This window comes from uncultured Campylobacter sp. (assembly GCF_963517995.1).
In the GTDB taxonomy this organism is placed as follows: Bacteria; Campylobacterota; Campylobacteria; order Campylobacterales; family Campylobacteraceae; genus Campylobacter_A.
This window is the reverse complement of sequence record NZ_CAUQHQ010000019.1, coordinates 1-23,744: the sequence shown is the minus strand read 5'-3', so window position 1 is coordinate 23,744 and position 23,744 is coordinate 1. Positions and strand designations below refer to the sequence as shown.

The following is a 23,744-nucleotide window of genomic DNA, read 5'->3' as shown; positions in this document are numbered from 1 at the left end:
CTTGGCGCGACTAAACGCGTGGTGCTTTTCGACACGCTCGTTAAAAAACTAAGCTTAGATGAGATAATCGCCGTTTTGGGGCATGAGCTGGGGCATTTTAAGCACAAAGATATCCTAAAAATGATAGCTCTAAGCGCAGTTATGCTTTTTGCGATGTTTTTGATATTCGGTAACATCCCTGACGCGGCGTATGGCGCGCTGGGGCTTCATCACGGCGGCGGCGGAGTGATCGTGTTTTTGCTACTTTTTTCGCCGATTTTCGGATTTTTATTTTCGCCCGTGAGCTCGTATTTTAGCCGCGCGAACGAATTTGGCGCCGATAAATTCGCAGGCGAGGTTTCAAACAAAGCCGACATGATAAGCGCGCTAAAAAAGCTAGGCTCCGAAAACAAGGCCTTCCCGAAGGCTCATCCGCTCTACGCGTTCGTCTATCACTCGCACCCAAGCCTCTTTGAGCGTATAAACGAGCTGGAAAATGACGGTAAATGACGCGCTAAAGGCTGCCTCCTCGCTTATTGCGCCTGCGTGCGAGATAAGAGGCGCAAATCCGGCGCGCGTAGCCAAGGCGCTTTTGATGCGACACCTCGACGTAAAAATCGAGTGGATATTTTTAAATTTAAACCGCGAGCTAGAGGATGCGGACGGATATTTTGCGCTAGCAAAACGCTTCGCAAATCACGAGCCGCTTGAATATATCACGGGCGAGGCGGGCTTTTACGGGCTTACTTTTAACGTAAAAAAGGGCGTCTTGATCCCGCGCCCCGAGACTGAAATTTTAGTCGAAAGATCGCTTGAAGTTTTATCAAATTTATCCACGCAAAATGAGTCGCCCCTAATCGCCGAGATCGGCGCGGGAAGCGGGATAATCAGCATCTGCCTCGCACTAAACTCAAAGGCTAAAATCATAGCCTCCGATATCAGCGACGAAGCGTTAAATTTAGCTAGGCAGAACGCCGAGAAATTTGGCATAGAGGATAGGATAGAGTTTGTAAAATGCGCGTATCTAGATCAAATTTACGGACGGTTTGACTTGCTCGTTTCAAACCCGCCATATATCGCGCAGGATTACGGGCTTGATAAATTCGTACTAAACGAGCCGCACGAGGCGCTATTTGGCGGCGCAAAAGGCGACGAGATCTTAAAAAACATAATCCTCGTCGCTAAAAATCGCGGCGTAAAATACCTAGCCTGCGAGATGGGCTACGACCAAAAAGAAAGCATGCAAAACGCGCTTAAATTTAACCGCTTCGAGGCGAAGTTTTACAAGGATTTAGCTGGATTTGACCGTGGATTCGTAGCGCGAAATATATTTGCGAATTTTTAAATTTTACGCGGTTTGCGCACGAAATTTACCGTGCTTTATCGGCGTTTTAGCTAGCAAAGCCGGGCGCCAGCGCAAAAACCGCTAAATTTAAACGGAGAGGAATAAAACGAGCATCCAAACCAAGCTAAAAAATCTGGAATCAAAAGCAAAAAGCAAGGGCGAGTTCGCGCTTTGCGTCGCTGCGGCATGCCTTGGCCGCGACCTTTCCGACATCGACGCTCGGATAAATTTTCTGGGCGCGCTGCACGAGTGCGGGTATCTGCAAAACTCTCTAAAGCCTTACAGGACGGAACTGGGTGCCGATAGTCCCGAGTGGACGCAGAGGTGTTTGCAGCGCTTAGCTAACGGCGACCGCGACTACTGGGCGCTTGCGGCTTTGCTTTGCGGCAAGGGCGAAAAATGCGTGCAAACCGCGTTAAACTCGGGCTATCAAAGGCTAGCTAACTGGAGCTACGATCATTTTAAGCTCGGGCGCGTAAACGTCGTTACGCTTTATAGACAGGCTATGGATAGCGTGCTGTCTGGCGTTTTGGAGATAGGCTACTCGGCCAAAAGCGGCGAATGCGTGGATGTAGGCAGGTCTAGGGCGCTATCTATCGACAAGCAAGATAGCAAATGTATCAAGGGTATACTGCACCTAACGATGCAAGCCAAGCTGCCCTACGGCGCGTGGCGCACGGAAAGCGCGAAATTTTATATAGATAAAACGAGCGCGAAGCAGGATTAAATTTCTAAACGCGTTAAATTACGCGGCGCTAGCGCTAAATTTACCGTGCTAACAAGCATTTTTGCCGAATTTGCGCCTAAATTTAGCCGAATTTAAACGCCCTAACCCTAAAATGCGTGCGGTAAATCAAAAAAAGGAAAAATATGAAAAGCGTTTATTTTTTACTTCTTGGCGCGCTCATCGGCACGGAGCTAGCTCTGGGTGCCCTAGTCGCACCCACGATTTTTTATCCGCAGAGCATTCTTGGCGAGGGCGTACTTACGCATTTTCAAAGCGGCAAACTGATGGCTACGATATTTGTTAAATTTAACTACGCCTTGCTAGCAGTTAGCGTCCTGATCGCACTTTGCGAGCTTGTTTCGTTTAGATCCAGCATCAAATTCGCCGCTAAATTTAGCATGGGTATGCTTTGCGCGATAAATTTAGCCCTCGCGCTCTCGTTCGTGTTTTACTTCACGCCTTTCGTCATGGACGCGCAGGCTGTGGGCGAGGCGGCGACGCGCTCGGCCGAGTTTGCACAGATGCACGCGGCTAGCGAATGGACGATGAAGCTGATGCTGTTTGCGCAGCTTGTTTTGTTTTTTATCAAATTTAAAACCGCCGAAAAATGAGCACAAAGCCCGATATCCAAATTTTAACCGATTTTCTATCTGACTACACGACGGCGATGGTGAGCGCGGGCACCTACACCGCGCGCGTCGAAAAGTGCGTAGACCGCGTCGCTAGGCGCTACGGATACGACGTTAGCGTGACGATTTTCGTGAAGTATTTTACGATTAGCGTCATGGACTCGGCCGACAACTCCCTGCGCCGAACCTACGTAAAAAAGATCCCGCTAGGGCAGGTGAGCTTTAACCGCATTTCCGAGCTTTCGTCGCTTAGCTGGCGGATCTTGGATGAAAATTTGAGCCTAGACGAGGCAAAAGAGCAGTTTGAGGGCGTCATGCGCATAGGTGCGAACAAATTTGCAAGTTCGCTTATTTTAATAAGCCTTGCAAATGCGGCGTTTTGCAGACTTTTTGGCGGCGACGCGGGCTCTGTCGTATGCGTATTTTTTGCGACGCTCGTGGGGTATAGCCTTAGATTTGCGCTTGCTAAAATTGGCGTAAATTTAAAAATCCAGTACGTCCTAGTCTCGTTCGTGGTCTCTTTTATCGCCTATCTTGGCGTATTTTACGGCTTTACGCACACTAGCGACGTGGCGATCGGCTCGTCGATACTATTTTTGATGCCGGGCGTTTTTCTCATAAACTCGGTCTTTGATATCATAAACGACAACACGCTCGTAGGCAAACGTATAGCCGTGAGTACAGGTATCCTGATACTTTGCATCGCTGTGGGCGTCTATATCACGCTCTCGCTTAGCAACGCGGAGATTTTACATGTTTGAGCTTTTGACCGCGACTCTCATAGACGGCGCTTTTGCCGCAGTGGCTGGGCTTGGCTTTGCCTACGCTAGCTCGCCGCCAAAAAGGACTCTCGCATTTTGCGCGCTGCTTGCGGCGTTTGCGCACGCTAGCCGCTTTTGGATCATGCAGATGGGATTTTTTAACATCAGCGTCGCCACTCTCATAGTATCATTTTTAAGCGGGATTTTAGGTATGCTCTTTGCCAAACGGCTAAAAGTGCCGGCCGAGATCATCGCGTTTCCCGCGCTTTTGCCGATGGTGCCTGGAGTTTATGCGTATAAGGGCATTTTGGCGCTATTTTCGTTTCTAAACGAGCCTAATATCGCTAAGAAAAACGAATACCTAATCATATTTTTCGATAACGCGATCACGACCACGACGGTCTCGTTAGCACTTGGCGTCGGGGTTTCTGTGGTGCTTATACTTTTCTACGATCAGTCACTGATGATTACTCGCGGCGCTAAGTGCGATCTAGCGACGAGAAAGCCCAGCGAAAAGTAAATTTTTGTGCGGCGTCTTTTAAGCATCCTTAAATAAGCTAGAAAATTTCGCCCTGCGATAGGCTGCACGCCTTATCTTGGGCTAAATTTTTGTCGCAGCATTTAAATCCGTCTTAAAATACTTCCGCTAATTGTTTTGTTAAAATTTGGCAATCCGTCAAATTTGGATCAAATTTAGCTCTCGAAACGGGGGCTAAATTTGATAGCCTTTCTTATCTTTACCCTAAATTTTTTCTCAAATTTGCCGATTTATTTTAAAGTCTAAATTTAAAAGGATTTAAAAATGATAGAAGGCATAAATTTAAACTCGGCGGGTTATCAGCCGAATTTCGAAACCAAAGCCAATCCGCAAAAAGCGCAAGCAAGCGCCGCTAAAATCGATCCTTTCGATAAGCAAAATTTAAACCAAACGCCTCAAAAAAGCGCGCAAAGCGACGAGGATGCGCGCATAGCGCAAGCGTATATGAATAAAACTACCTACGAGATATTTGCGGCTGAAAATATCAATTTCGATAGGAGCGAAGAAGGCTGGATAACCAAAACCATAGAGAAAATCGACGCGATGCTAGCCCAAAAATACGCGCCCGGACAGATGCATGAGATGATAATGAGAGACGAGCTAGATACAAAGGAAAAGGTCGTCGATTTTACGCTAGATTCGTATTCGTGGTGGCTAAAAAGTAACTCCATAGACGGCAAACCGACTATTTGGGGCAAGCTTTTGGGGCTTGGAACAAAGGAGGAGGAAGAGGAGCTGAGAGCTTTTAAAGACTCTTTGCCTGAAGACGCTGCGATGGGCGACGTCGGAGCTGCTTTGCTGCAAAGAACCGACATCAGTATAGAAGAATTTAAAAAGCTCTATGCGGAAGATATCGAGAAAACTACGAAAGCCCACAAAGAAGCCGTAGCAAAAATCAATCAAGAGATGAGAGAATACAACGAAAATTTAGCTAAGCAAAACAGGGAAAAGAAATTTAAACCCATCCAAGCCACTAGTAAAAGCAAGACTTACGTAGATAAAGACATTAGACGCGAGTTTTTCGATAATTTCTTAAAAGCCGAACGCGAAAAAGGAACGGATATAACTGAAATTTTAAATCAGCTGGCAAAGCTAGGTAAATTTGACATAAAAGCATAAAGGATTAATATGATAAGCGGCGTAAACGGATTTGGCGCAAACGTAAATTATGATTTTAGTAGCGCTCACGAGCGAAATTTAAAAGCACTCGAGGAAAAAGAGGCTATAAATTTAACCTCAAATTCGGCGTCGTCTCGATCAAATTTGACCGAACCTATTGATTATTATGCTCTCGATCCCGACGAGCTGGACGAGAACGAGCTTGCCGTTTGGGCGCAAAACGTGGAGTTTTCAAAACTAAACGACAAGCAGCAAAATAGGCTTCTTGCTATAAAAATGGGCTTTAAAAAACCGGTATATAAACCTTATGATCCCGTGGTTGCGCGTAAGGCGTATTCGCTAAGCGGCTATACTGAAGACGATAAAATCAGCATTTGGGGCAAGATAAACGGGCTTGATCCAAGCATGAGCAAGAGCGAGGTCGCAGAGCTAAAGAAATTCATAGATAGCACGAAAGTCTTGCAAAGCAATTCAAGCACGGAAAACGATGCTTTTAGCGTAGATGGGTTTATGAGCGCGTTTAATGTGGATATAGGAAGCTTTGGCGTTGGTAATACGAAGGGTACCGGGCTTAAAATGGCGGTCGATATGGCAAAGCTACTAGACTCCGATATGGACATAGATAAATTCAAAGATAAATGGCTCGAATTTACTGCCGAAAAGATACTAGGAGAGAACGCAAAGGTCAAAATCTCGCTCAAAGACGGTAAGCTAAATTTTGACCGGATATCAGGAAAACGGCCTGCAGTCTTTTGGGGACAAGAGATGGTAAAACAGGTGAGCTACGCAGATGAAGCAACTAAAAAAGAGTTTTTAAGTTTTTTAAAAGATGCATTTAAAAAAGGCGAGAGTATCGCAGACGTACTACAAAATATAGCTCTAAAAGATGTCACGGCAAGCGATCAAACTCCTAAAGAAACGCCCGAAGAGAATAAATTTAAACCTATCCAAGCCGTTAGTAAAAGCCAAACCTATGTTTATAAGGATATAAAGCGCGAGTTCTTTGAAAATTTCTTAAAAGCCGAACAGGAAAAGGGGACGGATATAATGGAGCTTTTAAGAAAACTAGGTAAAATGGGGCTTGATCTAAAAGCCTAAGGAAATACCGTGAAAATACGAATCTACTACGAAGACACCGATGCTGGCGGTATAGTCTATCACGCAAACTATATAAAATATTGCGAAAGGGCGCGCAGCGAGATGTTTTTCGGCTCGGAGGTTAAGCCTTTTAGCAAGGACGGACATTTTGTCGTGAGCGAGATTTGGGCGAAATTTAAAAAGCCCGCCGTCCTTGGCGATCTACTCGAGGTAAAAACAAGCGTGGCAAGCCTAAAAAAAGCCTCCGCGCTCATAAATCAAAAAATTTATAAAATCGCAAATTTAAGCGGAGAATGCCAGCCCGAACTCGTCTTTGAAGCAGACGTCGAAGTTGCGTTCGTTAGCAACCTGAAGCCTGCTAAGATGAGCGAGGAGATAGTGGATTTTCTCTCCTCTTATTGCTCGTAAAAGCCGTATTCGCCGGCTTTTAAAACCTTTGTATCGTAGATGATCTGTGAGTCCTCGACGCTCTCGTTAAAAAGCCTCTGCGCGCCGCGGTTTAGGTAGGTCGCGTAGATGTAGTCAAGCCCGGCGCTAGCGGAGTAACCCACCCAGTTGAAGTTCAAATTTTGCCCCAAAATTTCGTTATTTGAGTCTAGCGCGCCGTCGGTTTTGGAGATCGAGTTGGCTATGTAGAGCTTTTCTCTATCTTGCGGTTGCGTGAGCTTAAAGATGCTTGGTGCGTAGTTTATCTGGGTGCTTAAAAGGGCGTTAAATTTGACGTCGTAAAGGCGCATTTGGGAGCTCACCATCGAGGCTTTCACGAGCGGAACGTTTAGAAAAACGGTCGCGCCGCTTAGCCTTGAGTTACCGGATAGCATCGGCTTTAGATCCGTGACGCCGCTTGCGATCTCGTTTTCGTAGGCTAGCCCGCCGCTAAGCTCGTCCGCGTAGCGATTTAGCGCCGCTCCTAGCGCACTGCCGTCGGAAAACGCCGCGACTTGGCCGTTTGAGAAATTTAGTAGCTTCTCGACTTGCCCTTTGTAGTCTATACCGCCAAATATCAAATTCTCCTGCGGCGAATCGACGCTAGAGATGTGCAGGGTCGGCACGAAAGCCGTCATGGCGGGGTCTAAAACCTCGTTTAGATATTTTGCGCCCACAGGCGTAAACGGCGCGATGATATAGGCGATATTTTCGCTTCTAGCGCGTGCTAGGGCGCCGTCGATAGCGCTTGGGGCTTCGTTGCCGATGTTGTAAAATTTAACGTCGATAGCGGCGTTTTGTCTGACGATGTAGGCGATAACCGCGTTTGAGACGACTCCGGCGTAGCTTTTTATGCTATCTTGCGGGATGATGACTGCGATCTTAAACTCGGCGTTTGAGTTTGGCGTCAGGCTTTCGTCGCCTACGTTTGCGTAGGGGCCGTTTAGGGCATTAATGGCTTGCAAAATTTCTTGATTCGAGCTGTTTTCGTAGCGAGCCAATAAGCTGTGCAAAAGACCCTCTTTAACGAGATCAAGCAAGCAGGCATCGTCGCACTTTGCCGGTTCTAAATTTATATAAATTTCGCTCGCCGGCGGTATATCGGAGGCTTTGTCGCTCCTGGCAAACAGCGCCGAGCAGATCAGTAAAGCGGTTAAAATTTTTCTCATAGGTACTCTTTTATCTTTTTTAAATCGCTGAAAAACAGCTCTTTTTTGCTTGGATTTTTCGCTACGACGCCAGACGAATAAGTCGCCAGCAGGGCCGAGTGTTTAAATTTCATTATATTTCCCCTTATTGCCTCAAAACTTTGCGCGCTTTGTTTTATCATTTTGTAAAAGACCTCTTCGCCAAGCGCTACGATGAGTTTTGGCGCGACTAGGCGGGTTTCCGTGCTAAAATACGGCTCGCAAAGCTCGTATGCGCTTGCCGGAGCTTTGGCGGCGGGTTTGCATTTTAGCAGGCTCGTGACGTAAATTTCGTCCTTTTTTAGTCCGGCCAGTTCATTTAAATTTTGTAAAAACTTATCGTCGCCTGCTAAAAACTCTCCGCTCGCGTCCTCGGCGGCGTTTGGCGCGTCAAATACGAAAACTACTTTAGCGCTTTTATCTCCAAGGCCCGTTAGCACGTGGGTTGCGCTCTTGCAAAGCTCGCATAGATTGCACTCTTTGATGCTCGCGTTTAGTTCTGCAAGGCTGCTTGGCAAGGCCGCAGACGAAGGCGAAAAATCGGCAAATTTATACCCGAACGCCCTCAGATAGTAAAGTTCTCTTAAAATTTCGTTTGCGTAACTCATCGCGCGATGATATCCAAAAGGGCGTTAAAAACAGATAAATCAAAGCGCTAGTTTGATTAAATTTTCACCCTCCAAGCGGTAGTTTCGCCACTGCTCGGACTGGTTTTTCGCGCCCATTTTTTCGTAAAATTTGATGCCGGGCTCGTTCCAATGCAGGCATGTCCACTCGAGACGTTGGAGGTTTTCGTCCTTGCAAATTTGAGCTAGATGCCTAAAAAACTCTTTTCCTATTCCTTTGTTGCGATGCTCTTTTTGGACGTATAAGTCCTCCAAATACATCCCGCCAAGTCCCAAAAAAGTGGAAAACGTGTAAAAATATATCGCGTAGGCTATGATTTTGCCCTCTGCTATGCAGACTAAAATCTCGGCGTAGTTTTTCTCAAAAACAGACTCGGCAAAAATTTCGGGCGTAAATTTGACATCATCGCTCATTTTTTCGTACGCGGCCAGCTCTTTAACCAGCTCGCAAACGGCCGGGATGTCGGCCCTGGATGCTTTTCTAATAATGTAAGGCAAAATTTTCTCCTAAATTTTAATGAGCGATTATATTTTTATTATTTTAAAACGAAGTTTAAAAATTTATTAAAAGGATTTTAAGCGATTTGTTGATAAAATTACCGACTTATATCAAAATCACCATAAGGAAAAATTTATGAAAAGAACATACCAACCTCATAAAACCCCTAGAAAACGCACTCACGGGTTTCGCGTCCGCATGAAAACTAAAAACGGCCGCAAAGTGCTAAACGCAAGACGCGCAAAAGGCAGAGCAAGATTGGCCGTTTAAGCAAATTTAGCTCTATAAGCAGCCAAAAGGAGTTTTCAAGCATCTACAAAGAGGCCGTCAAATGGCACTGCGAGGAGGCGATAGTCTTTTTTAAGCCTTGCAATGAAAACAAATTAGCCGTCGTAGCCAGCAAAAAGGTGGGCAAAGCCGTCGTTCGCAACCGATGTAAAAGACTTTTGCGAGCGGTCGTAGTCGAGATTTCAAATGAGCTTGCAGACGGCATTTACGTGATAGTCGTTAAAAACGGGCTAGAGAAAAGCTCGTTTTTAAAGCTCAAAAAAAATATCTCTTGGGCTATGAAAAAACTCGGATGTATAAAATCAGGCATATGAAAATGATAAAACAAGCTATTTTATTTTTGATAAAAGCATATCAAGATTATATCTCCAAATTTACTCCGAAGTCTTGCAGATACTATCCCTCATGCTCGGAATTTGCCGTTTGGCAGTTTAAATTTAACGGCTTTTTCTCGGCGCTTTTTGCGGTTATTTTTAGAATTTTACGCTGTAATCAACTCTTTAAGGGCGGCATCGACTATCCCGTCATCAGTAAAAATTTCGACTCTTTTTTTATGTTCAATCAAAATTTAGAATCACACATCGCATTTTGGTTCGTCCCGTATAAAAAAAATAAATTCTACGTTATTAAAAATTTAGACTTTCAAAAGGAAAAATAGTGTTAGACAATATGTCAGTTCAAAAACGCGTGATATTAGCGACCGTTTTATCTTTTATCTTTTTTATCGCTTACGATCATTTTTTTATTCCTAAAAATTTGCCGCTAGATCAAAACCAAACCGTTACGGCACAGCGATCAAGCCAAGCAAACGCCGCTCCGAGCGCAAATACCGCATCAGGAGCTAGCGCTCCGCAAGCCGTAGCGACGCAAAGCCGCGAGATCGCCGTAATAAAGGGCGAACACTTTGAGGCGCGCATCGACGAGCTTGGCAGGATTTCTAAATTTTATCTAACCGACGAAAAATACAAAAACGCCGATGGCAATCGCATCGAGCTAGCAGGCACTCAGCCGCTACCGCTTGAGGTTCGCTTTAGCGACAAGGCCTTAAACGAGCAGGCCTTCAAGGTAGCTTATGCTAGCGACGTTAGCGAGATAAATTTAACTAGCGAGCCAAAAAGCATAGTTTTAACGCAAAATTTGGAAGGCTCTAGCGTAACTAAGAAAATCACGTTTTATCCAAACGGAAGCTACGATCTAGACCTTAGCGTGAGCGCGGGCGAATACTACGTGACTCCGGGCTTTCGTCCAAATGTCGCTATCGACAGCTATACCGTCCACGGCGCGCTACTTAAGCATAACGACGGCAAGCTAACTATCATCGAGGACGGCGACGTAGACGCGACCGAGAGCTTTAATAATGTAAACATAGCAGCAGCTAGCGACAGATACTACACGGCTTTGTTTTTTAAATTTGACGGACTTTTAAATCCCGTAGTTTCAAAAGACAGTGCGGGCAATGCAGTGATATTCGTAAAAGGCGAGCAAAATTTTAAAGCCAAAGGCTACATTGGCGCTAAAGACCACGCGACTTTAAGCCAGATAAACGAGGAGCTCGTGGACATCATCGAGTACGGCTGGTTTACCTTTATCGCAAAACCGATGTTTGCGTTTTTAAATTGGCTTTACGGTTACATCGGTAACTGGGGCTGGGCGATCGTCGTACTAACGCTGACTGTTAGGATTGCGCTTTCCTGGTTCACCTACAAGGGTATGCTATCGATGAATAAGCTAAAAGATCTGGCGCCAAAAGTAAAAGAGCTGCAAGCCAAATACAAAGGCGATCCGCAAAAGCTAAATATGCATATGATGGAGCTATATAAGAAAAACGGCGCGAACCCTATGGGCGGCTGCTTGCCGATACTTATGCAGATTCCGATTTTCTTTGCGATTTACCGCGTACTACTAAATGCGATCGAGCTAAAAGCCGCGCCGTGGATACTCTGGATACACGACCTTTCGGTGATGGATCCGTATTTCGTGCTGCCTATTTTGATGGGTGCGACTATGTTCCTTCAGCAAAAACTCACGCCGACCACGTTTAGCGACCCGATGCAAGAAAAGATAATGAAATTTTTACCGCTTATCTTTACATTTTTCTTCGTGACCTTCCCTGCGGGACTTACGCTTTACTGGTTTGTAAACAATGTCTGCTCGGTCATTCAACAAATTTTCGTAAATAAACTCTTTGAAAAGCATAAAAAAGCGGAGGTAAAGGTCTGATGCGAATAGAAGCCGAAAATTTGCAAGAAGCTTTTAAGAAGGCTGCCGAGGAGCTAAGCTGCTCCGTTACCGAGCTTGATATCAAAATTTTGCAAAACCCGAGTGCCGGCTTTTTGGGATTTTTTAAAAAAACGGCGATCATCGAAGCCGTAAAAGAGGGCGCGCACAAAGAAGTGAAAAAAGCCCCTCAAGCCGCTCGCAAAGAAAACATAAACGAAAAAAAGAAGGAGTTTAAGAAAAAGGAAAGCTTAGGCGAGGAGCAAGGTTGCCAAGACGATAAAGAGAAGAAAAAAAATCATAAAAATCGGCACGAACATCACAAGCCCCAGACGATCAAACAAAATGAAACGAGTGCGGCAGACGAGCCAAAATTTACCGAGCCGCACGCTGAGCTGCAAGTAAATGAGCCTCACAAAAAAGAGCGACCAAAAAAAGAAAGCGGTAAAAATATCCTTGATCACTCAATCATTGATACCTTTAATAAAAACGATTTTTACGAGGGTGATGAAAAAATAAAAAGTAGCGAAAAATTTGACTCGCCGGCTTCCGGCGGCGAGTCAAATTTAACGCAAAGCGCTCCAAATTTAACCAAAAAAGAAAAACATGACTCTCGCGCAGATCGCGGATTTGCTCAAAAACAAAAAGAGCAAAAACCAAAAGCCGACATCGATAAAGTGCTACCCGAGATAAAGCAGGGCGTAGAAAAGCTCTTTGGAGGAAATTTTTTTACGATAGATAAAATAGACGTGCGTAAATTTGACGACGATACCGTAATAGTCGAGCTTGACGGCGAGGATGCGGCGCTACTTATCGGCAAAGAGGGCTACCGCTATAAGGCGATCTCGTATCTGCTTTATAACTGGATAGGTTCGAAATACGGCCTTAGCGTACGCCTTGAAATAGCTCAGTTTTTGCAAAATCAAGAGGCCGCGATCGAGCAATATCTAAAAAGCGTAATCGAGCGCGTCGAGGAAACGGGCAAAGCAAAAACAAAGCATCTAGACGGCGTTTTGGTTAAGATCGCCCTAGAAAAACTGCGCGAAAAATTCCCGGATAAGTATGTCGGCGTCAAGTCAAACAGCGACGGACAATACTTGGTCGTAAACGATTTTATAAAAAAATGAACGACACCATAGCCGCCGTCGCCACCGCACACGGCGTAGGCGCGATCTCTATCATCAGGCTAAGCGGCGCAAGCGCCCTTAGCCTAGCTCTAAAACTCACTAAAATCACCCATCTTGTCCCGCGTTATGCGACTCTAACTAAAATTTACGCCGAAGATGAACTCATAGATGAAGCCTTGCTTATTTACTTCAAGGCTCCGCATAGCTTCACGGGCGAGAACGTGGTGGAGTTTCAGCTCCACGGCGGGCTAGTGGTGGCAAATTTGATCCTAGGCGAACTTATCAAAAGCGGCGCCAGACTCGCACGCGCAGGCGAGTTTAGCAAACGAGCGCTCATAAACGGCAAGATGGATTTTAGCAAGATCGAGGCGATAAACTCGCTCATAAACGCAAAAAGCGAGGATAGCGTAAAAATAATCGCACGCACTATGAGGGGCGACCTGGCTAAATTTGCGAATGAAATCCGCTCTGAGCTCGTAAAAACTCTGGCATTTGTCGAGACTAGCATCGACTATGCCGACGATGACCTGCCCGCTGATCTGCTAGAGAACATCAACCAAATGCTAAAACAAAACAGTGCCAAACTAGATAAAATCGTCGCCATAAGCCAGAGTAGAAAAGGGCTGCTCGAGGGCTTTAAAATCGCGATAGTCGGCAAGCCAAACGTCGGAAAAAGCTCGATCTTAAACTCGCTTTTGTCTTACGAGCGCGCGATCATCAGCGACGAGGCCGGCACGACTAGGGATAGTATCGAGGAAGCCCTAAAAATCGGTACTCATCTAGTACGCATCATCGATACCGCAGGTATCCGCAAAAACGCGGGCAAGATCGAGCAGATCGGCATTTCGTATTCGCTGCGGGCTATCGAGGAGGCCGACGTCATTTTGGCCGTTTTTGACGCGTCGCAGGAGGCCGACGAGCAGGATAGCGAGATCCTGGAGCTTTTAAAAAACTCGCAAAAAAAGATTTTTTACGTTTTAAATAAATGCGACCTCGGCGTTAAATTTACAAGTCCCGAAAATCCGATAAAAATTTGCGCAAAGCAAGGAACGGACGAGATAATAAGCAATCTAAAAACCTATCTCGATGCCCAGGAGACGAGCGAGATATTGCTAAACTCCGCTCGTCAAATTTCAAGCTGCGAAGCGGCGAGCGAGGCGATAAAAAGGGCGTTAAATTTACTCGCCCAGTCCGAGCTCGAGCTTTTTGCTTACGAGCTAAATACGGCGATAGAGCAAATCTCGTCGATCACAAAGCCGTTTGAGAGAAGCGAAATTTTAGACGAAATGTTTAGTAACTTTTGCCTGGGCAAGTAGCGAGCTCATTTTGCAAAATCCGCAGCTTGCTAGGGCTAGCATGAATGGCGTCCGCATTCCAGCCAAATGCCAATTTTGCTAAAATGAAAGAGCGCAGCACGCCTAACGAATAAAATTAAAAAAGAGTAAAACGAAAAATGCGGTAAATTTGCTCGCCAAACTCGTCGTAAAGCTACGGCTAATTTACCCTACGCTCATTTTTTGTGACTAAATTTGGCCAAGCGCCCGGCGCGAAACTCGTTAAAACTACTAAGGGCGAACAAACTCATAAAAAGGAAAAATATGAATCCGTTTAAAATTTTGATTTTTGCGGTTGTCGTAAATTCGGCTTTTGCCGTAGACGCGTCAAAGGATGCGAATCTGAGCGTAGATACCGCTCGCAGCGAAAAATAAATAAAAACGATAGAGATGCTTTGCGGATCGATTTTGCCCTTTAGCATAGCCTCATGCGAGCAGCTAGCGGACAAGCGTTTGGACGAAAACATCCCTGTTTACGACAGACAAAAGGGGTTAGCGGCGCTGCAAAAAGTCTGCGACTCGAAGGACGAGAGCGACTCAAAGCTTGCCTGCACGAAGCTAGCGTGCGAGTCGGGCCAGAGCCGCGAATGCCTAAACGCCGCTAAATACTATCAAACGCTACTTAGAGTTGACGAAAAAATGTCGGCGCTTTTTAAAAAAGACTGCGACGAGCGCGGCGGGATGGATTGTTTGTATGCTAAATTTTTTGCTAAGACGGACGAAATGGGTATAACAAAAGCGTATTCTCGTAAGATGAAAAAATATCTCAAAATGTCGTGCGATGCGGGTGAGAAAGAGGGCTGCAAGGAGTTTGAAAAACTGCGCGGGCTTTGAGCTGTGAGATAAATTTTAATGCAAAATGCGGTTTTTACCTAAAATTTGAGCCGCTTGCCAAGATCCGCACCCCAAAAATGCTAATTTTTATTCGGCTAAATTTAGAGCTGAATTTATTCTTAATTAAGGCTTAGGCGCTTTTAAATCGTTTAGTTTTGTAACGCGGCGCAAATATTATAAAAAGGCGGTAGTGTAAATTTGCATGCGGCGCCAAATTTTACCCGTCAAATTTGCCTCATTTTCGTCTCTTTGGTTTATCAAGTTTTTATACGAATTTAAGTAAAATCAACCAAAATTTTTTAAAGGCTAAAAATGGACAAAGCTACCGTAAAAGCGCACAAAATTAGCGACGACGAATACGAAAATATACTTAAAATCCTAGGCAGAGAGCCAAATTTGCTCGAGCTTGGGATATTTTCTGCGATGTGGAGCGAGCACTGCAGCTACAAATCGAGTAAAAAGTACCTAAACGGCTTCCCGACCAAGGCGCCGTGGGTGATCCAGGGCCCAGGCGAGAACGCGGGCGTCATCGACGTCGGAGGCGGCGTCGCGGCGGTGTTTAAGATGGAGAGCCACAACCACCCGAGCTTCATCGAGCCTTTTCAGGGCGCGGCGACGGGCGTGGGTGGGATACTGCGCGACGTATTTACGATGGGCGCGAGGGTCGTGGCGAATATGAACTCGCTGAGATTCGGTGAAGTGAGGGGCGAGAGCGAAAACGCGAGAAAACAGCGCTATCTGCTAAAAGGCGCGGTCGCGGGTATCGCTCACTACGGCAACTGTATGGGCATACCTACTATCGGCGGCGAGACGACGTTTGATCCTAGCTTTAACGGCAACATCCTAGTAAACGCATTTGCGCTCGGGCTTTGTAAGAGCGACGAGATATTTTACGGCAGGGCCGAAGGCATCGGCAATCCCGTGATCTACGTCGGCTCAAAGACCGGCCGCGACGGGCTCGGGGGTGCGGTGATGGCGAGCGATAGCTTTAACGACGCGAACAAATCCCTGCGCCCGACCGTGCAGGTGGGCGACCCGTTTGCCGAAAAGCTGCTGATGGAGGCGTGCTTGGAGTTATTTAAAACCGATTACGTCGTAGGCATCCAGGATATGGGCGCGGCGGGGCTTACTTCGAGCAGCTTTGAGATGGCCGGACGCAGCGGCAGCGGTATGAAGATGTATCTAGACCGCGTGCCTATGCGCGAGACGGGCATGACGCCGTACGAGCTAATGCTGAGCGAATCTCAGGAGCGTATGCTCATCTGCGCAAAAAAGGGCTGCGAGCAAAAGATACTCGAGATATTTAAAAAATGGGATCTAGACGCCGAAATCATCGGCGAGGTAACAAACAGCGGCGTGATGGAGCTTTATTGGCACGGCGAGCTAGCGGGCGAGATACCGATAGCGCCGCTTAGCGAGGCTTCTCCAGTGCTTGACCGACCGACTGCGCGCCCAAAATACCTAGACGAAATCAAAAATTTACAAATCCCGGGGAACGCGGATAATAAAACCGCGTTTTGGAAGCTGCTTAGCGAGCCCGAGGTGCTAAATAAGTCGCTAATTTACGATCAATACGACGCAAATATCCAAACAAACACCATCAAACAACCCGGACTCCTCGGCGCTGCGGTTATCCGCGTGAAAGAAACGGGTAGGGCGATCGCGATGGCGGCGCAGTGCGACCCGCGGGCAAATTTCGTAGATCCCAAAAACGGCGCGGCTAGAGCGGTCGCGGCGGCCGGACGAAAGGTCGCGATGAGCGGAGCGACGCCTCTAGCCATCACCGACTGCCTAAACTACGGCAATCCGCAAAATCCAGAGGTCATGTGGCAGTTCGCGCAGGGCTGCGAGGGCATCAAAGAGGCTTGCCGCGAGCTAAATACGCCAGTCGTCAGCGGCAACGTGAGCCTATATAACGACACCGAGGGCGTGAGCGTCTATCCGACGCCGGCGATCGTGACGGTGGGCGTGAACGAGGACGCAAACGCGAGCCTACCGAGCGTCTTTACTCGCGCCGGCACGGCCATATACGTGCTTGGCGAGACGAATGGCGAATTTGCCGCGTCGCTTTACGCTAAGGCGCTATTTGACGCGGTTGGCGGCGAGCTAGCTGCGGTGGACTATAAAAAAGAGCGCGCGCTGTGGGATTTGGCCATCGAGGCAAATAAATCGGGCGCGCTAGAGTTTGCAAACAGCGTAGGCGTGGGTGGCGTGGCCATAACGCTAGCAAAAATGGCGTGCCTAAGCGGGCTTGGCGCGGAGTGTAAATTTGACGTTAAAAAGCCGAATTTCATCTTTGACGAGAGCTTTTCGCGCGCGATCGTCGGCGTGAAAGACGAGGGTAAATTTGAATCTCTAGCCGCAAAACACGGCGTCAAATTTGAAAAAATCGGCAGCGTGGGCGGAGATAAATTTAAGCTAAACGATATCGATGAAAAGCTAAGCGACGTTAGCGAGGTTTATTTTAGCGAGTTTGCCAAGATTATCAAGCAAGAAAGCTAAATGATAATCTTAAACGGCTTTAAAGAGGTAAATTTTGATCCGCGCCTTATACCTGGCGCCGAAAAATTCGGCAAAAGTCCGGATAAAATAGACTTCGATAAAAACGCGGCTTTGGTTGGTTGTATCGGAGCTTTTAAATTTGAGCTGTTTAACGTCAAAAAGGAGCTTATCTGGGAGATAGGCGGCGATTTTTTACGTTTTGCCTTTGTGCCAGGATGCGCGCAAATTTGGCTGGTTAAGAAAACTAGCGAGCTTGCGTGCGAGCTTTTAGTCTACGACTACGAGCGAAATTTGATCGCTAAAGAGGAGCTTGACGCGCTTAGATCCAGGGGCGCGTTAGTTTTGGTAAAGCCGCTAGGCGCGGCGGTCGCCGTGGAGTTTGATTGCGGCGCAGACGGCTTTAGCGGATTTTTAGCGCGGCTTGAAAACGACAAGATAAAAGTGCTACCTTACGGCGAAAATATTTTTTTATCGCTCTTGGACGGCGAGCGAGCGTTATTTATGTGTAGTTCAAAAAATCTCGCCTTCATCGCCCGCGCGTCCGATTTAGCGCGGCTAAGGGAGATAAATTTCGACCAAACGCAGCTTGCGCGGGATTTAGACGGCGAGTTTTTGCTAAACGGCATTATCCCGCTTAGCCTGGGCGTCTGGCTGGTAACTAGCGTCAGTTTTGCGAGCGGTTATCGTCATTACGTATTTGACGCCCAAAATTTGCGTTTTATAGACGAGGCGGCGATAGAGGGATTTTTGCCTTATGCGCAGGAGTGGGGTTACGTGCGCAGCGAGATAACCGCGCTAAAGCTAGTAGAGGGTAAAATCGCTGCATTTTGGGACAAAATCATAAAAAACGTTACGAAAAAAAACAAAGAAACTCAGATAATAAGGCGCTATTTTACGGCCGATTTTGCGGACGTCGTAGCGCAAATTTTAGCCGCCGTAAAGCTTGGAGGCAAGAGATAAAACCTAGCGTTTGCGAGGCGTCCGGCGATTAGCGCAGGGCATATAGCTTAAGCCGCGCCGCGCGATTTTAGCGGCTAATTTTACTAAATTTAAGGCGGAGCGTGATAGTAATTAGCGATTTTACCGAGCTTGACGGCGATCCTAGATACGGCGGTATAAATGCTGCCGATTTTGGCGCGAGTAAATTTTGCTTTAGCGCTGATACGCTAGCAAAGCTAGTTGCAGTTTGGGGCGACGAATACGAGGGCGAGGAGCCCGGTTTTAAACTCTACGGCTTTGATCGCAAGCTAAAATTTAGCCTAAATGAGCCGATAATCTATGCTAAATTTGAACCTCGCGCGGCTCAAATTTGGTTAGCTGGGCGAGATAGCAAGAAGCAAATTTCGATTTTGCTTTACGGCTACGGCGGCGAGCTAAGGGCAAATTTAGCGCTACCTGATGAGCTTAAAAATTCAGGCGTCTGGATGGACGAGCTGCCGCAAACGGGCGGTATGGCCGTAGGTCTTGGCGCCGGGCAGGACGGCTCTAGGTCGTTTTTCTTGCAGGCAAAGGGAAGCGGATTAAATTTAACCTCCGAGCTTGAGGACGATTTTAGTTTTTTATTCGTTACGGCCGGCAAAAACGGCGAGCGCGGAGGAAACTACGTGCCTGATGATAAATTTGGCAAAGAGCTAGAAGGCGCGTCAAAATACAAATGCCAAAACGAGCAAACGCACAGGCAAAAATGTATTTTGGGCGGCAACGCAAAAGAGTCCGAAAGCCAGATAGGCAATCAACCGCGCGATTTAAAAAGCAACTTCGCGCGCGAAGCGGTGCTGCTAAATTTATACGAGCAAGAGATCGTCATATCAAGCTACCCTCAGCTAGAGCCGCTACGCAGATTTAGCTTTCCTGACGAGATCGCGCTAGACGGCGAGATTCGGGGATTTATGCTAGGCGGTATCGCGCCGCTTAGCGACCGAATTTGGCTCGTGCGCGACGATGGATATTTTCGTCACTATCTTTTTGACGCGAGCAAATTTGAGTTTATCGCCGAGATCGCGCTGGCGGGCTTTGAGCCTAAAATAGACGGCGCAGGCGAGATAACGTCGCAAATTTGCGATTTGGACTGCTTTGAGGGCAAATTGATATTTACGCGCTACGAGCTAGGCGAGCCGGATCGCTATTTTGAAGCGGACGCGGCAGAGATTGGCGTTTATGCAAATTTAAAGCCGATTTTGTAAGCTTAAAGACTAAAATTTAAGCCGTTTTAACGTTTTTGAGCCGAACTTAAAATTTAATAAGTTTAAAAAGGCTAAAATTGGAGCTAGCCTAACGCTTTTAATCAAATTTAGCAAGCTAAATTTAGACGGATCAAAGCCGAATAATCAAAAAAGGAGACGAAAAACAAAACGGCTTTAGGCGCAAACGAATTTATAAATCAACGAAAGGAAAAGTAGATGTCTTGGAAAGACTTTTTGAACAACAAAGAGGACGAGCAGCCGCAAAAGGAGGGCAGAGGAATGGATCAAAAAAGCGTAGCTAAGCCGCCGGTGCTATTTAGCGAGACGCAGCAGGTATTAAAAGAGGTCGAGGCCAAACTAGGCGGCACGCTCATCACATACTACAACTCAAACGCGGGCAGCGTCTGCGGCAACGACGCGAGCGCGATGTATGAAATTTTAAAGGGTAAAAAGATAGAAAACGCGTTTTTGTTTATCAAAAGCGACGGCGGTAGCGGTATCGCGGCGCTTCGTATCATCAGCACTCTTAGAAACTACTGCAAAAACATCACCGCGCTTATCCCCGCTAACTGCGCGTCGGCCGCGACTATGATGGCGCTTGGCGCAAACGAGATAGTGATGGGCCCGCTAGCGTATCTAACCGCCGTCGATACCTCGCTAAAGCACGCGATGAGCCCGATAGATAACGGCAACGAGCGCGTTAGCGTGTCGATGGACGAGCTAAACCGCGTGATAAAACTGTGGAAAATGCACGAAAAAGACAACGACGAAAACCCGTATAAATCGCTATATAACTACATCCATCCGCTGGTTTTCGGCGCAGTAGACCGCGCTAGCTCGCTCTCGCTAAAGATTTGCTGCGAGCTTTTGCGCTATCATATGAACGACGAGGCAAAGATCCAAAACATCTCCGAGCGCCTAAACAGCGACTATCCGGCGCATGATTATCCGATACTTTTCCGCGAGGCCGAGGAGATCGGACTGCACGTGCAAAAGATGGACAACGAGCTAAACGAGATGCTGCAAGAGCTTACGCTTCTTTACTCCGAGATGGGACAGCGCGCGTTTACCGACTACGACGAGAACAGCTACCACGACAACAACATCGCAAACATCATCGAGGCAAACGGCAAGCAGATTTATTATCAGATCGACAAAGACTGGTTCTATCGCCCCGACGAGCGCCGCTGGAACGTGATGAACGACGAGAGCTCGTGGCGCAAGAACGAGCTAGTAGGCGGCAAACTCAAAAATACGATTTATCATTTATGGTGATATTTTGAGTTTCATTTTTTGGTTTTTGATATTTTACGGGATTTATTATCTGGTCTCAAATTTTAGTCAAAATCCCGTAAATTTAGGTAGTTCGCGAAAAAGAGCGATGTTTGAAGAGGCTAAATTTCTAGTTAGCTTGCTCGCCAAAGTCGCCAAAAGCGACGGCAGGGTAAACGAGCTAGAAGCTCGCCTCATCAGCGAGACGCTAGACGATATCACGCTAAGGCTCGGTAACGACGCAGCGATGAGGGCGGAGCTAAAGCAGATCTATAACCGCGAAAAAGAGACGGTGCATAATGCCTATTTTATAGCGCGGCAGTATAAAGATCGCTTCCGCCTTAGCCAAGACGCCGCGGCCGCGAAGCTATCTTTTTTACTAAATTTGGCCTATATAGACGGCGAATTTAGTAAAAGCGAGCATAACGTCATCGAGCAAATCGCTTTGGGATTTGGACTTAACGAGATCGATTTTTGGTCGATTTTAAAGAGATTTGACGATTTTTACGGGCAAAGGCGGCAAGGTACGGGAGGCCGAAGCGATCCGTACGTAAAACGCGCTAAAAGCCCTTACGACGTGCTTGGACTAAAAGAGGGCGCGCCGTTTGACGAGGTAAAAAAGCGCTACCGCGAACTGGTGAAAAAATATCATCCCGACATTTTGATGGGGCGCGGCGAGAGCGAGGAGATGATAGAGAAAAGTACCAGAAAACTGCAAGAGATAAATGAGGCGTATGAAACCATAAAACAAAAAAGCTAGCCTTTTGAGTGTCTTTAAATGAGTTTGAAAATTTTGGGACTGCGGCAGACTATCTGTCTAGCCTTGCCCAAAATTTTCTGCACAACATTTAAATCCATCTCAAAATTCTACGCTTTTGGGTTCTTAAAATTTAATCAAATTTCGGCGCGGTATTTTCTACTTCGCTACGCTCGTAGCCGCGAGCGGATGAGATGGGTTTTGCAAAGTATCAAAAAGCACCCCAAAAAACAAACCGGCAATAACTGGGCGCATTATTTTTCGCTTATGCGAGGCGGGTTTTAAATTTTAAGCGTAGATAGAACATATCGTTCATCGAGCTTAAAATTTAAAAGCTAACGAAGCATAAGTAGAAAAAGAAAAGCCCAAAAAAGAAAGGAATATAAATGAGAGCACTAATCAGCGTCAGCGACAAAGAGGGCATCGTAGAGTTTGCAAAAGGACTCGAGCGACTAGGTTTTGAGATATTAAGCACGGGCGGCACGCACAAACTGTTAAAAGAGCAGGGCGTAAAGGCGGTCGAAGTGAGCGAATACACGGGCTCGCCCGAGATGTTTGAGGGGCGCGTGAAAACCCTGCACCCAAAGATTCACGGCGGGATATTGCACAAGCGAAACGACGCAAACCACTTAAGCCAAGCCGCACAGCACGGCATCGGCGGCATCGATCTGGTCTGCGTAAATTTATATCCGTTTAAGCAAACTACCATCCGCACCGATGATTTTGACGAGATCATCGAAAACATCGACATCGGCGGCCCTGCGATGGTGCGATCGGCGGCTAAAAACTTCGCTAGCGTTTATATCGTCACGAGTCCGCTTGATTACGACGAGGTTTTGCGCGTCATAGAGGGCGCAGACGAGAGCGAGAAGGCTACTTTTAGGCGAAATTTGATGATAAAAGCCTACGAGCACACCGCAGCCTACGACTCGATGATCGCAAACTACATGAACGAGCGCTTTAACGGCGGCTTTGGCGAGATGAAATTTATCGCCGGCAGCAAGGTTTTTGACGCGAGATATGGCGAAAACCCTCACCAAAAGGGCGCGCTATACGAGTTTGATTACTTTTTCAGCAACAACTTCACCGCGCTAAAAGGCGAAGCTAGCTTTAACAACATTACCGATATAAACGCCGCTTTAGCGCTAGCAAGCAGCTTTGATACAGCGCCTGCGGTCGCCATCGTCAAGCACGCTAACGCTTGCGGCTTTGCCTTAAAATCAAATCTACTAGAAAGCTACGTCGAAGCGCTAAAGTGCGATCCCGTCAGCGCATACGGCGGCGTCGTGGCGATAAACGGTACGCTAGACCGCGCTTTGGCCGAGAAAATCAACGAAATCTACGTCGAGGTCATCATCGCCGCAAACGTGGACGAGGATGCGCTTGCGGTATTTGAAGCCAAAAAGCGCATCAAAATTTTTACCCAGGGCAATAAATTTTTACAGCGCGCAAACGACAAATACGACTTCAAGCACGTTGACGGCGGCTTTGTCTATCAGCAAAGCGACGAGGTGAAAGCTAGCGAGCTAGAAAATATGAAACTACAAACCGAGCGCGCAGCTAGCGAAGCCGAGCTAAAAGATCTCGAGATCGCGTGGAAGGTCGCGGCTCTTACGAAAAGCAACTGCGTCGTTTACGTGAAAAACAGCGCCGTGGTCGCCATCGGCATGGGTATGACTAGCCGCGTGGACGCCGCACGTGCGGCCGTGGCTAAGGCGCGCGATATGGGGCTTGATTTGCGCGGTTGCGCGCTTGCTAGCGAGGCGTTTTTCCCATTCCGCGATAGCATCGATATCGCAAGCGAGGTGGGCGTGAAGGCCGTGATACAGCCTGGCGGCAGCATCCGCGACGACGAGGTCGTACAGGCGGCAAACGAGCACGGCATGGCGATGTATTTTACCGGCGTGCGCCACTTTTTGCACTAAAATTTAATCGTTTTGCGGCGGGCAATTAGCTACGCCGCTTTGCTTTATCAGGCTTAAATTTGCAAATAGCGGTAAAATTTACGGCTTCCATGCTCTTTTAAATTTAGTTTACATGAACCCACGCAAATAGCTGCGCTAAGATAAAAAGAGGAAACTTATATGCTAAAAGAAAATATCAAAAACGAAATAGAAAAGCTAGCTCCAAATCCGTTTAGACAAAATACGGATGAGGTCGCGGAAATTTTAAACAAGCTAAATATAAATAAACAAAGTTGTTTCGCGCAGTTATATCTTACTTATACCGGGCTTTTTTAACAGATTTTTCAGGACGTAGAGATACTGGAAATCACAGACATCCTTAGCCCTAATAT

At 46.9% G+C, this 23,744-nt stretch carries 26 protein-coding genes; 23 read left to right on the top strand and 3 right to left on the bottom strand.

What is annotated here, in order from left to right; all coding sequences use genetic code 11:
* The 9 genes from RYL88_RS03595 to RYL88_RS03555 form a co-directional block, all read left to right on the top strand.
* The coding region (locus RYL88_RS03595; RefSeq protein WP_314989003.1) for a M48 family metalloprotease at positions 1 to 489 on the top strand (489 nt) is incomplete at its 5' end.
* Positions 476 to 1,324, top strand: coding sequence for a peptide chain release factor N(5)-glutamine methyltransferase (prmC, locus tag RYL88_RS03590; RefSeq protein ID WP_314989001.1), 849 nt, complete (start codon positions 476 to 478; stop codon positions 1,322 to 1,324). The genes RYL88_RS03595 and prmC, both read left to right, overlap by 14 nt.
* 328 nt (positions 1,325 to 1,652) lie before the next feature.
* The gene (locus tag RYL88_RS03585; RefSeq protein WP_314988999.1) at positions 1,653 to 2,051 is read left to right on the top strand and encodes a hypothetical protein; all 399 of its coding nucleotides are present in this window, start codon (positions 1,653 to 1,655) and stop codon (positions 2,049 to 2,051) included.
* Between the two features lie 143 nt (positions 2,052 to 2,194).
* Complete coding sequence (locus RYL88_RS03580) at positions 2,195 to 2,662, top strand: DUF4149 domain-containing protein (protein WP_314988997.1); 468 nt, start codon at positions 2,195 to 2,197, stop codon at positions 2,660 to 2,662.
* A complete protein-coding gene (locus tag RYL88_RS03575) occupies positions 2,659 to 3,441 on the top strand; it encodes a threonine/serine exporter family protein (RefSeq protein ID WP_314988996.1) in 783 nt (260 codons plus the stop codon). Before RYL88_RS03580 ends, RYL88_RS03575 begins: the two co-directional genes overlap by 4 nt.
* A complete protein-coding gene (locus tag RYL88_RS03570) occupies positions 3,434 to 3,961 on the top strand; it encodes a threonine/serine exporter family protein (protein WP_314988995.1) in 528 nt (175 codons plus the stop codon). Before RYL88_RS03575 ends, RYL88_RS03570 begins: the two co-directional genes overlap by 8 nt.
* Positions 3,962 to 4,243: 282 nt before the next feature.
* Positions 4,244 to 5,098 (top strand): cell surface protein, encoded by an 855-nt coding sequence (locus tag RYL88_RS03565; RefSeq protein WP_314988993.1) that lies wholly within the window; start codon positions 4,244 to 4,246, stop codon positions 5,096 to 5,098.
* A gap of 9 nt (positions 5,099 to 5,107) precedes the next feature.
* Entirely contained in the window at positions 5,108 to 6,196 is a 1,089-nt protein-coding gene (locus tag RYL88_RS03560) for a hypothetical protein (protein ID WP_314988991.1), read from the top strand.
* 9 nt (positions 6,197 to 6,205) lie between these two features.
* Entirely contained in the window at positions 6,206 to 6,604 is a 399-nt protein-coding gene (locus tag RYL88_RS03555) for a YbgC/FadM family acyl-CoA thioesterase (protein WP_314988990.1), read from the top strand.
* Here the strand turns inward: RYL88_RS03555 and RYL88_RS03550 are convergent.
* Genes RYL88_RS03550 through RYL88_RS03540 form a run of 3 tightly spaced genes read right to left on the bottom strand, consistent with a single transcriptional unit; the run spans position 6,592 to position 8,933 of the window.
* A complete protein-coding gene (locus RYL88_RS03550; RefSeq protein ID WP_314988989.1) occupies positions 6,592 to 7,791 on the bottom strand; it encodes a hypothetical protein in 1,200 nt (399 codons plus the stop codon). The genes RYL88_RS03555 and RYL88_RS03550 overlap by 13 nt on opposite strands.
* On the bottom strand, positions 7,788 to 8,417 hold the full coding sequence (locus RYL88_RS03545; protein ID WP_314988988.1) for a uracil-DNA glycosylase: 630 nt from the start codon (positions 8,415 to 8,417) through the stop codon (positions 7,788 to 7,790). Before RYL88_RS03545 ends, RYL88_RS03550 begins: the two co-directional genes overlap by 4 nt.
* Positions 8,418 to 8,456: 39 nt before the next feature.
* Complete coding sequence (locus tag RYL88_RS03540) at positions 8,457 to 8,933, bottom strand: GNAT family N-acetyltransferase (protein WP_314988987.1); 477 nt, start codon at positions 8,931 to 8,933, stop codon at positions 8,457 to 8,459.
* 136 nt (positions 8,934 to 9,069) lie between these two features.
* Here RYL88_RS03540 and rpmH point away from each other — a divergent pair, with 136 nt between their 5' ends.
* The 14 genes from rpmH (at position 9,070) to RYL88_RS03470 (ending at position 23,688) form a co-directional block, all read left to right on the top strand.
* Positions 9,070 to 9,204 carry a 50S ribosomal protein L34 gene (rpmH, locus tag RYL88_RS03535; RefSeq protein ID WP_002946826.1) on the top strand — a complete coding sequence of 45 codons (135 nt, stop codon included), beginning with the start codon at positions 9,070 to 9,072 and terminating at the stop codon, positions 9,202 to 9,204.
* Positions 9,192 to 9,536, top strand: a complete 345-nt coding sequence (gene rnpA / locus RYL88_RS03530) for a ribonuclease P protein component (protein WP_295143591.1) — start codon at positions 9,192 to 9,194, stop codon at positions 9,534 to 9,536. The genes rpmH and rnpA overlap by 13 nt, the downstream gene beginning before the upstream one ends.
* Positions 9,537 to 9,538: 2 nt before the next feature.
* A complete protein-coding gene (yidD, locus tag RYL88_RS03525) occupies positions 9,539 to 9,880 on the top strand; it encodes a membrane protein insertion efficiency factor YidD (RefSeq protein WP_314472039.1) in 342 nt (113 codons plus the stop codon).
* 11 nt (positions 9,881 to 9,891) lie between these two features.
* The gene (gene yidC / locus RYL88_RS03520; RefSeq protein ID WP_314989004.1) at positions 9,892 to 11,442 is read left to right on the top strand and encodes a membrane protein insertase YidC; all 1,551 of its coding nucleotides are present in this window, start codon (positions 9,892 to 9,894) and stop codon (positions 11,440 to 11,442) included.
* Positions 11,442 to 12,566 carry a Jag N-terminal domain-containing protein gene (locus RYL88_RS03515; protein ID WP_314988986.1) on the top strand — a complete coding sequence of 375 codons (1,125 nt, stop codon included), beginning with the start codon at positions 11,442 to 11,444 and terminating at the stop codon, positions 12,564 to 12,566. Before yidC ends, RYL88_RS03515 begins: the two co-directional genes overlap by 1 nt.
* On the top strand, positions 12,563 to 13,882 hold the full coding sequence (mnmE, locus tag RYL88_RS03510) for a tRNA uridine-5-carboxymethylaminomethyl(34) synthesis GTPase MnmE (RefSeq protein WP_314988985.1): 1,320 nt from the start codon (positions 12,563 to 12,565) through the stop codon (positions 13,880 to 13,882). The genes RYL88_RS03515 and mnmE overlap by 4 nt, the downstream gene beginning before the upstream one ends.
* A 408-nt stretch (positions 13,883 to 14,290) precedes the next feature.
* Positions 14,291 to 14,734, top strand: a complete 444-nt coding sequence (locus tag RYL88_RS03505) for a hypothetical protein (RefSeq protein ID WP_314988984.1) — start codon at positions 14,291 to 14,293, stop codon at positions 14,732 to 14,734.
* Positions 14,735 to 15,046: 312 nt separating this feature from the next.
* A complete protein-coding gene (purL, locus tag RYL88_RS03500) occupies positions 15,047 to 17,236 on the top strand; it encodes a phosphoribosylformylglycinamidine synthase subunit PurL (protein WP_314988983.1) in 2,190 nt (729 codons plus the stop codon).
* The gene (locus tag RYL88_RS03495) at positions 17,237 to 18,196 is read left to right on the top strand and encodes a hypothetical protein (protein WP_314988982.1); all 960 of its coding nucleotides are present in this window, start codon (positions 17,237 to 17,239) and stop codon (positions 18,194 to 18,196) included. It begins immediately after the preceding gene.
* Between the two features lie 101 nt (positions 18,197 to 18,297).
* Positions 18,298 to 19,419 (top strand): hypothetical protein, encoded by a 1,122-nt coding sequence (locus RYL88_RS03490; protein ID WP_314988981.1) that lies wholly within the window; start codon positions 18,298 to 18,300, stop codon positions 19,417 to 19,419.
* A gap of 216 nt (positions 19,420 to 19,635) precedes the next feature.
* The gene (locus tag RYL88_RS03485; RefSeq protein WP_295143576.1) at positions 19,636 to 20,694 is read left to right on the top strand and encodes a hypothetical protein; all 1,059 of its coding nucleotides are present in this window, start codon (positions 19,636 to 19,638) and stop codon (positions 20,692 to 20,694) included.
* Between the two features lie 4 nt (positions 20,695 to 20,698).
* The gene (locus RYL88_RS03480; RefSeq protein ID WP_314988980.1) at positions 20,699 to 21,451 is read left to right on the top strand and encodes a TerB family tellurite resistance protein; all 753 of its coding nucleotides are present in this window, start codon (positions 20,699 to 20,701) and stop codon (positions 21,449 to 21,451) included.
* A 383-nt stretch (positions 21,452 to 21,834) separates the two neighbouring features.
* Positions 21,835 to 23,373: a bifunctional phosphoribosylaminoimidazolecarboxamide formyltransferase/IMP cyclohydrolase gene (gene purH, locus RYL88_RS03475; RefSeq protein WP_314988979.1), complete on the top strand. Its 1,539-nt coding sequence runs from the start codon at positions 21,835 to 21,837 to the stop codon at positions 23,371 to 23,373.
* A gap of 159 nt (positions 23,374 to 23,532) precedes the next feature.
* Positions 23,533 to 23,688 carry a hypothetical protein gene (locus RYL88_RS03470; protein WP_314988978.1) on the top strand — a complete coding sequence of 52 codons (156 nt, stop codon included), beginning with the start codon at positions 23,533 to 23,535 and terminating at the stop codon, positions 23,686 to 23,688.
* Positions 23,689 to 23,744 lie beyond the last annotated feature (56 nt).

Coding starts and splice junctions, on each gene's coding strand:
- prmC (WP_314989001.1), top strand. CDS start 476: ATGACGGTAAATGACGCGCTAAAGGCTGCCTCCTCGCTTATTGCGCCT.
- RYL88_RS03580 (WP_314988997.1), top strand. CDS start 2,195: ATGAAAAGCGTTTATTTTTTACTTCTTGGCGCGCTCATCGGCACGGAG.
- RYL88_RS03575 (WP_314988996.1), top strand. CDS start 2,659: ATGAGCACAAAGCCCGATATCCAAATTTTAACCGATTTTCTATCTGAC.
- RYL88_RS03570 (WP_314988995.1), top strand. CDS start 3,434: ATGTTTGAGCTTTTGACCGCGACTCTCATAGACGGCGCTTTTGCCGCA.
- RYL88_RS03565 (WP_314988993.1), top strand. CDS start 4,244: ATGATAGAAGGCATAAATTTAAACTCGGCGGGTTATCAGCCGAATTTC.
- RYL88_RS03560 (WP_314988991.1), top strand. CDS start 5,108: ATGATAAGCGGCGTAAACGGATTTGGCGCAAACGTAAATTATGATTTT.
- RYL88_RS03550 (WP_314988989.1), bottom strand. CDS start 7,791: ATGAGAAAAATTTTAACCGCTTTACTGATCTGCTCGGCGCTGTTTGCC.
- RYL88_RS03545 (WP_314988988.1), bottom strand. CDS start 8,417: ATGAGTTACGCAAACGAAATTTTAAGAGAACTTTACTATCTGAGGGCG.
- rpmH (WP_002946826.1), top strand. CDS start 9,070: ATGAAAAGAACATACCAACCTCATAAAACCCCTAGAAAACGCACTCAC.
- yidD (WP_314472039.1), top strand. CDS start 9,539: ATGATAAAACAAGCTATTTTATTTTTGATAAAAGCATATCAAGATTAT.
- yidC (WP_314989004.1), top strand. CDS start 9,892: ATGTCAGTTCAAAAACGCGTGATATTAGCGACCGTTTTATCTTTTATC.
- RYL88_RS03515 (WP_314988986.1), top strand. CDS start 11,442: ATGCGAATAGAAGCCGAAAATTTGCAAGAAGCTTTTAAGAAGGCTGCC.
- mnmE (WP_314988985.1), top strand. CDS start 12,563: ATGAACGACACCATAGCCGCCGTCGCCACCGCACACGGCGTAGGCGCG.
- RYL88_RS03505 (WP_314988984.1), top strand. CDS start 14,291: ATGCTTTGCGGATCGATTTTGCCCTTTAGCATAGCCTCATGCGAGCAG.
- purL (WP_314988983.1), top strand. CDS start 15,047: ATGGACAAAGCTACCGTAAAAGCGCACAAAATTAGCGACGACGAATAC.
- RYL88_RS03495 (WP_314988982.1), top strand. CDS start 17,237: ATGATAATCTTAAACGGCTTTAAAGAGGTAAATTTTGATCCGCGCCTT.
- RYL88_RS03485 (WP_295143576.1), top strand. CDS start 19,636: ATGTCTTGGAAAGACTTTTTGAACAACAAAGAGGACGAGCAGCCGCAA.
- purH (WP_314988979.1), top strand. CDS start 21,835: ATGAGAGCACTAATCAGCGTCAGCGACAAAGAGGGCATCGTAGAGTTT.
- RYL88_RS03470 (WP_314988978.1), top strand. CDS start 23,533: ATGCTAAAAGAAAATATCAAAAACGAAATAGAAAAGCTAGCTCCAAAT.